General features: G+C 55.7%; 6 protein-coding genes. 5 read left to right on the top strand and 1 reads right to left on the bottom strand.

Features of this window, described 5'->3' with window-relative positions; translation table 11 throughout:
* Positions 1-35 precede the first annotated feature (35 nt).
* Positions 36-272 carry a hypothetical protein gene (locus tag ACFDS3_RS18095; RefSeq protein ID WP_375263749.1) on the top strand — a complete coding sequence of 79 codons (237 nt, stop codon included), beginning with the start codon at positions 36-38 and terminating at the stop codon, positions 270-272.
* A 143-nt stretch (positions 273-415) separates the two neighbouring features.
* The gene (locus ACFDS3_RS18090) at positions 416-1,840 is read left to right on the top strand and encodes an Eco57I restriction-modification methylase domain-containing protein (RefSeq protein ID WP_375263748.1); all 1,425 of its coding nucleotides are present in this window, start codon (positions 416-418) and stop codon (positions 1,838-1,840) included.
* Here the strand turns inward: ACFDS3_RS18090 and ACFDS3_RS18085 are convergent.
* Complete coding sequence (locus ACFDS3_RS18085; RefSeq protein WP_375263747.1) at positions 1,837-2,820, bottom strand: BsuBI/PstI family type II restriction endonuclease; 984 nt, start codon at positions 2,818-2,820, stop codon at positions 1,837-1,839. The genes ACFDS3_RS18090 and ACFDS3_RS18085 overlap by 4 nt on opposite strands.
* 233 nt (positions 2,821-3,053) lie before the next feature.
* Here ACFDS3_RS18085 and ACFDS3_RS18080 point away from each other — a divergent pair, with 233 nt between their 5' ends.
* The 3 genes from ACFDS3_RS18080 (at position 3,054) to ACFDS3_RS18070 (ending at position 6,506) form a co-directional block, all read left to right on the top strand.
* Complete coding sequence (locus tag ACFDS3_RS18080) at positions 3,054-3,347, top strand: type II toxin-antitoxin system HigB family toxin (RefSeq protein ID WP_375263746.1); 294 nt, start codon at positions 3,054-3,056, stop codon at positions 3,345-3,347.
* Entirely contained in the window at positions 3,344-4,567 is a 1,224-nt protein-coding gene (locus tag ACFDS3_RS18075) for a helix-turn-helix domain-containing protein (protein ID WP_375263745.1), read from the top strand. The genes ACFDS3_RS18080 and ACFDS3_RS18075 overlap by 4 nt, the downstream gene beginning before the upstream one ends.
* A 928-nt stretch (positions 4,568-5,495) precedes the next feature.
* Entirely contained in the window at positions 5,496-6,506 is a 1,011-nt protein-coding gene (locus ACFDS3_RS18070) for a replication initiator protein A (protein WP_375263744.1), read from the top strand.
* Positions 6,507-6,823 lie beyond the last annotated feature (317 nt).

Here is a 6,823-nt window from a genome sequence, read left to right as displayed (position 1 = left end):
AGCTCTGATCCGATTTATCAAGAAGGAGTCATGATATGGCAAGGAAGCCTGTCATAGACGACAGCATCTTCGGTGATGCCCCATCTCCTGATGCGGCCTCTACCCCCTCCAAAAATCCCCCGAAAAACACTGGGGAACGGGCCACTCTCAATCTAACGATTACCCCCGATGAACGATGGGAGATCAAAGAATGGTCAACACGCCACCGCATGAAAATAGTGGATGTTATGCGTGAAGGCTTCGAGCTGATGAAGAAGAAATACGGTGAGTAAAGGACCGCAAAATATCAAGCACAGCCCCGCGGCGCAGCCGCCGGGGGATTAAGAGGACAGATCTCCCTAACGGTCGCTCTGCCTTAGAGCGTCAAGATAATGAAATGTAATCATAATATTATACTTTAGGGGGCTTGCACGGCATGCTTATTGAACAAATCGATGCCGCCCGTCTTCGCTTCTCGCCTACGCTCGATGAAGATCGGCGTGGAGAACTTGGACAATACATGACGCCAGGTCCAATCGCGGAGTTCATGGCACAGATGTTTGGCCCAATGCCTAAGTGCATCCGGCTTTTGGATGCTGGCGCGGGTATGGGAGCTCTGTCTGTCGCCTTCATTTATGAGGCCTGCACACGCGCAGATAAACCGTGCAAGATAGATATCACAGCATTCGAAATCTGGCCGGAACTCGCCGACCTTCTCGAGCAGCACTTAGCAGCTGCGGCGCACATGGCCGGCGAAGCAGGCGTAGAGGTAACATACCGGGTTCGCCGGGAAGACTATATTCTGGCGTCCGCCGAGCCAATGCTGAATCGCGACCTTTTCTTTACGCATGCAATTCTCAATCCGCCATATGGCAAGCTAAACACCAGCTCGAAGTGGAGGAGGGCACTCCGGTCTCTTAGCATCGAGACGGTAAATTTTTACAGCGGCTTCGTGGCCGCCGCGATGATGCAGATGAATATCGGCGGCGAGATCGTCGCAATCACCCCCCGGTCCTTCTGCAATGGACCATACTATGAACCATTCCGAAAATCCCTGCTCCGCGATTTTGCGCTGGAGAGATTGCATGTGTTCGAGTCCCGCAGAGAAGCATTCCAAGATGACGCCGTGCTGCAAGAGAATGTGATCTTCAAGATCGGGCGCGGAAAAAGCCAAGGCGACGTGATCCTGACGACTGATGGCGGCTACGTTCGCGCCGTACCGGTCGCCGATATCGTCCGACCGGATGACCAGCACGCCTTTATCCGCCTCCCCATAGGCGAAAAGGATGGGCTGGCCGAGCGGGTCCAAGCACTGCCGTGCTCCCTCGCTGAAATCGGTGTGAAAGTTTCGACTGGTCGGGTTGTCGACTTTCGTGCGCGCGAGCACCTGCGAAAGGAACCGGCGGCCGACACGGTACCGTTGATCTACCCGCAGCACATGAAGAACGGCGGCATCGTCTGGCCGATCGATAAGTTCAAAAAAAACAACGCTCTGGCGGACTGCGAGGGCACCGTGAAGTTGACCACGCCAGCCGGGACCTACGTCCTCACAAAGCGCTTTTCAGCAAAAGAGGAAAAGCGGCGCCTCGTCGCATCCGTCTACTCCGGCGGCCGAGCGGGCTTTGAGAACCACTTGAACTACTTCCACGAAGCCGGCGCCGGCCTACCAAATGACTTGGCGGCCGGGCTCTGCGCAGTCTTGAATTCAGAAGCCGTCGACCAGTATTTTCGGACCTTTTCTGGACACACACAAGTCAACGCCACAGACCTTCGAAACCTGCGCTATCCGACGCGGGCTCAGCTAAAGGCGATCGGCGCGACCTCCGATCCGGCCGCCGCCGTGGAGACGCTGTTTGCTTAGCCCTTCACTAGAAACTGGCGGGATGGATCATCCCAAATCCAGACATAGGTGTCGTGCGCGATATTCTTGTGGCGCCCCTGCCTCGCCGCGGCCTCTTTCCATGTACGGTATGTGGTCGTAAAGCCGATTCCAGATTTTCCGTAGCGCTTTGCAAGTCCGCTCAGTTGGCGGACCTTGTGCGCATCAACCTCCCCATCGCTGGTCACGGCCTCGATCACCCATAGCCAGTCTGTCTCAGGGTGCCAGAAAAAGGCATCCGGCATGGCGTCGGCCAGGGTAAGATCGACACCAGCCTCCTGCATTTTCTTACGCTCCGCATCCGAGACGCGATCGCCATCCGCGTCATCGACATAGAGCAGTTCATACCCTGAGAGAAAGCGCGACGCGTAGTGCTCAACGGATGCTTTGATGAGCTGAGCATGTCCAGTGTCCGTGGCTTTCCGTGCGAGCTCGGCCATCTGTGCTTGAAACGTCATCCGCTCTCGCGCGATATCTGCCTGTGCCCACTCGTCTAGCATGCCTTCCCAAGTTCCATCTGGTGCACGTAGGATGTTGGCGAATTTGTCTTCGAGGCGATATGCGCTATTGGGTGATTTCGCAATGATGTGGCCGGCTATGAATTCCTCGTCTTTGAGCGTTACGGCTTCGATGCCTCCAAGATCACGCAGCGGCTTGATCCAATAATCCCTCCCCTCCCGGTCGAGCTTCGTCTTATCACGCTGGAGGATGCCAATATGCGAGGCGAGATGCGCAACACTTGCGCCTGTCGAAATCGACGCGCCTGCGGGTGGCCTAGCAAACCAACTGGGCGTTTCATCGTCCATGAGAGCAAAGACGCAGTCAACTAGGTCTGAGTTTCCCTCCAAGTCGAGACGCTGAAGCACACGCCGTATCTTGCTCCGATCAACACCCTGAAACGTCTCACGCGGGTTTTCCCGCCAATCATCTGCGAGCGTGGTCACCACGTCGTTGAGCGCCATATCATCATCCCTCTGATAACTACCGATAGAATCAACAATTTTCGGACTAGGCATAACCGATTTTCGGTCGACTCCGCGACAGGTGGGATGGGAAGCCTAGGAATGGGGCACGTGGTCATCGCTCATGCCGATGATCGTGGTCCAAGGCTGGACTCCCGGACTGAAATACTATTTGTTCCCCATATGGGACCAACATACTTGATCCCTCCCTGGGAACATACTAGGTGTAGCTCATGAGGATCGTCTCGCGCAAAGCCCTGAAGGAGTTTGCCAAGCGGTTTCCCGACGCGGAAGACCAGCTCGAAGCGTGGTTTCACGAGACCAAGAAGGCACGATGGCAAACACCCGCAGACATCAAGGCCAAGTACAGAAGCGCAAGCATCCTCAAGGACAGTCGTGTGGTGTTCAACATATGCGGGAACAAGTACCGGATCGTCGTGAAAATCAGTTACGCGAACGGCATCGTTCTTATCCGCTTCGTCGGAACGCATGGAGAGTATGACGAGATCAACGCGGAGGAAGTATGATGGCTATAAACATTCGTCCAATTCGGACTGAAGACGACTATCAGGCTGTCCTCGCACGTATCGACGCCCTGATGGATGCAGTGCCGGGAAGCGATAAGGCAGATGAACTGGAGGTACTGACGACTCTCGTCGAACTGTTCGAGGAAGAACATTTTCCAATCGACCTGCCGGACCCAATTACGGCGATCAAGTTCCGGATGGAACAGGAAGGCCTTAGCCAGAGCGATCTAGCGCCAATTTTCGGGAGCCGGGCTAAAGTGTCAGAAGTTTTGTCCGGCAGACGTAAGCTGACGCTGAAAATGATCCGAGCGCTGAATGAGCATCTGGGCATCCCGGCCGAGGTGCTGATCCGGACAGGAGAGTTTCCGGAGAACGTCGAAGGTGTTGAGTGGGAGCAGTTCCCCCTCCTAGACATGGCGAAGCTAGGTTGGGTCGAGCGTGCGAATGATCTGAAGGATCGCGCGGAAGAAGTGATGCGCGACCTGATCGAGCGCGCAGGGGGGCTCGGGGCGGTGCCACAAGCGATGTATCGCAAGACAACTGGCGGACGGCGTAACGCAAAAACAAACCCCTATGCGCTTCAGGCCTGGTGCCTTCAGATCCTTGCGGACGCGCGAGAGACCGAACTCGCAGGCTCCTATGCGGAAGGAACGGTCACAATCAGCTTCCTGCGGGAGCTGGCAAAGCTCAGCGTTTTCAATGAAGGTCCGCGATTGGCCCGCGAATATCTGTCCCGGCATGGGATCGCGCTGGTGATCGAAAAACATCTTCCGAAGACGTATCTCGACGGCGCTGCCATGCGGACGATCGAAGGGACGCCTGTGATCGGCATGACGCTCCGCTATGATCGGATCGACAATTTCTGGTTCTGCCTGCTTCACGAGCTGGCACACGTCGGAAGGCACATGTCCGGCGATGAGGAGCAGATTTTTGTCGATGATCTAAGCCTACGCGAACGCGATCATGCAGGAGATGACCTAAAGGAAACTGAAGCGGATGCATGGGCGCAAGACGCACTAATTCCCCCTGACCTTTGGGAAAGCCATCCGGCCAGTAGTCGTCCTACGGCAAACAACGTGATCTCTCTGGCGCGTCAGGCAGGTGTGCATCCAGCTATCGTTGCTGGGCGGGTTCGCCATGAGCATCACAACTACCGTCTGCTGTCACAGTTTGTAGGAAGCAACGAAGTACGGCGGTACTTTTTGAATGAAACGGCATAACGGAAATCAAAAGCGGAGCCGCGCTAACGGCCCCGCTTTCACAAGAATATTCCGCCAGGGCGTAGCGCACCCGACCGGAATAGCCCCGAGAACCGGAGCGCTCCTGTGTGTCACCTAAGGGATACGCGGTTCGGGCCTCGGAGGCAAACCTTCAATAGCGCTGAAGGAGAAGGCTCATGGCCTCCATTACTAAGCTTACGCCGCGAGACGTGGCGGCGATCAAGGCTCGGCTTCGCCGAGGCGAGTACCAGCACCGCATAGCAGCGGATTATGACCTGAACCAAGGACGAATAAGCGAAATCGCCTCGGGAAAACGGTTCTCAGATGCTGCTACTGAGCTGGGGTCCTCCTCCGGAATAGAGGTGCGGCATGTCTAAAGGACAAGGGTTCCGCCCTGGCCAGAAGGCTCCGCGTTCTGGCCAATACGAAATAGTTGGCCCCCGCGGAGGTCGCACGGGCGTTGAGCGAACCGTGGTTAGGAACGAGCCCTACCGCCGACCCGGGAACCAGGACAGAGGTACGTCCTAACAGATCCGACAAAGCACGGTAGCGGTCGCCGTAAGTGATGTAGGCATCTCACGTGGCGTAAAGCTGCGTGAGATGCGTTACCTAGAAGCGACTGAGAGCGAGCCAGTATGGCACTGTTTCTAAGCCCCTGAACTGACCCTGCTTCTCAGCTAACGGTAGTGTTAATAGTGTTACCTACGGAGTAAGTTACGACAGGTAATTTCTCCCATAACTTACTGATCATTATCATGAAAACCATCCACATGGTTCCGAAGGTAACGAATTCCGGTTCCGAAAGTAACGAACTCTGGTTCCGAAAGTAACGAATAGCTGGACGCAGATCCTGGTTCCTAACCTAACGAATTTGCTTCGTCTTCTTAGCTCAGCCAAGATGGGTTCCAGATATAACGAAAGACATGCCATGGCGCTGCTTCCCGATCGACATCCTCAAAAGGACTTCTTCATCCTCGACATCTCGGATGTCGTGCCGAAAGACGATATTGCATCGATGGAGCACCCTCTTTTCTCTCTCTCGACGAAACCGGACATGCGGCACCTGGAATACCGCAATGGCTTCAATCGACTGAAGATCGTCCCATCAGGCGCAGGGCTGCCGACAGTCTTCGACAAAGACATCCTGATCTTCTGCGTGAGCCAGCTCATGCACCGGAAGAACCGAGGCGAGCCGATCGGGAAGACGGTGCGCTTTAGCGCCCGGGAACTTCTGATAGCGACGAACCGGAAGACAGGGGGGATCGAGTACCAGCGCCTAGAACAGGCGTTTCAACGGCTAATCGGTACGACCTTCCAGACCGACATCGAGACGGGAAACCGCCGTGAGACACGGTTCTTCAGTCTAATCGAATCCGGATCCGGCTTCGTGATGCAGCAACAGGGGAAATGGCGGCTGGACTACTGTGAAGTCATCCTCTCGGACTGGTTCATGCGAGCTCTTGAAGCGAACGAGGTCGTGACGATCAGCCAAGATTACTTCCGTCTGCGTCGGCCTCTTGAACGCCGCATCTACGAGATCGCCCGCAAGCATTGCGGTGACCAGAAGAAGTGGCACATCGGCTTGGAGAAGCTCCAGGGCAAGACGGGCAGCAGCGCGCCACTCAAGAAATTCCGGCTCAATATTCGCCAGATCATTGAGGGCGATCATCTCCCGTTCTACCGGCTTGAGCTAAACAACGATGACCTAGTGATCTTCCGGCCGCGGACGGTTGTGACGGAGCATACGGCGGCCATCCGGCTGCCTGACTGGGCTGAGGAGAAGGCACGGTTGATCGCCTGCGAGAAAGGCTGGGATTACTACGCGCTCCGGGCTCAATGGCTCGACTTCGCCACGGCCGAAACGGCGAAGGGCAACCCGCCGAAAAGCCCTGGCGCCGCCTTTGTCGCTTACTGCAACAAGAAACCTGAGGTGAGATAGAGGCGCCGCCCCCCCACGGTTAACCGGAACGGCCCCCAAATAGAGAACGGTCAACCGGACAGAGCGACCGCAAGGGAGATCTGGCCTCTTAATCCCCCGGCGGCTGCGCCGCGGGGCTGTGCTTGAGCACGAGAAACAAGCCGACGCCGGAGGCGGCGACGTCTTTTCCTAGAATATTCTTTAGAATATTCTTAGGCGAGAAACTCAACTTTCTAAGAAAGAACTTATAAAACAATCACTTGCAACAATTTGTTGGTTCGCAGTTGTGACGATAGGTCCGACAGTTTGTGACGGTAGGTCCGATAGTTTGTGACGAT

This window comes from Palleronia sp. (genome assembly GCF_042089775.1).
Classification (GTDB): Bacteria; Pseudomonadota; Alphaproteobacteria; order Rhodobacterales; family Rhodobacteraceae; genus Palleronia.
This window is presented reverse-complemented; position numbering and strand designations above follow the sequence as displayed.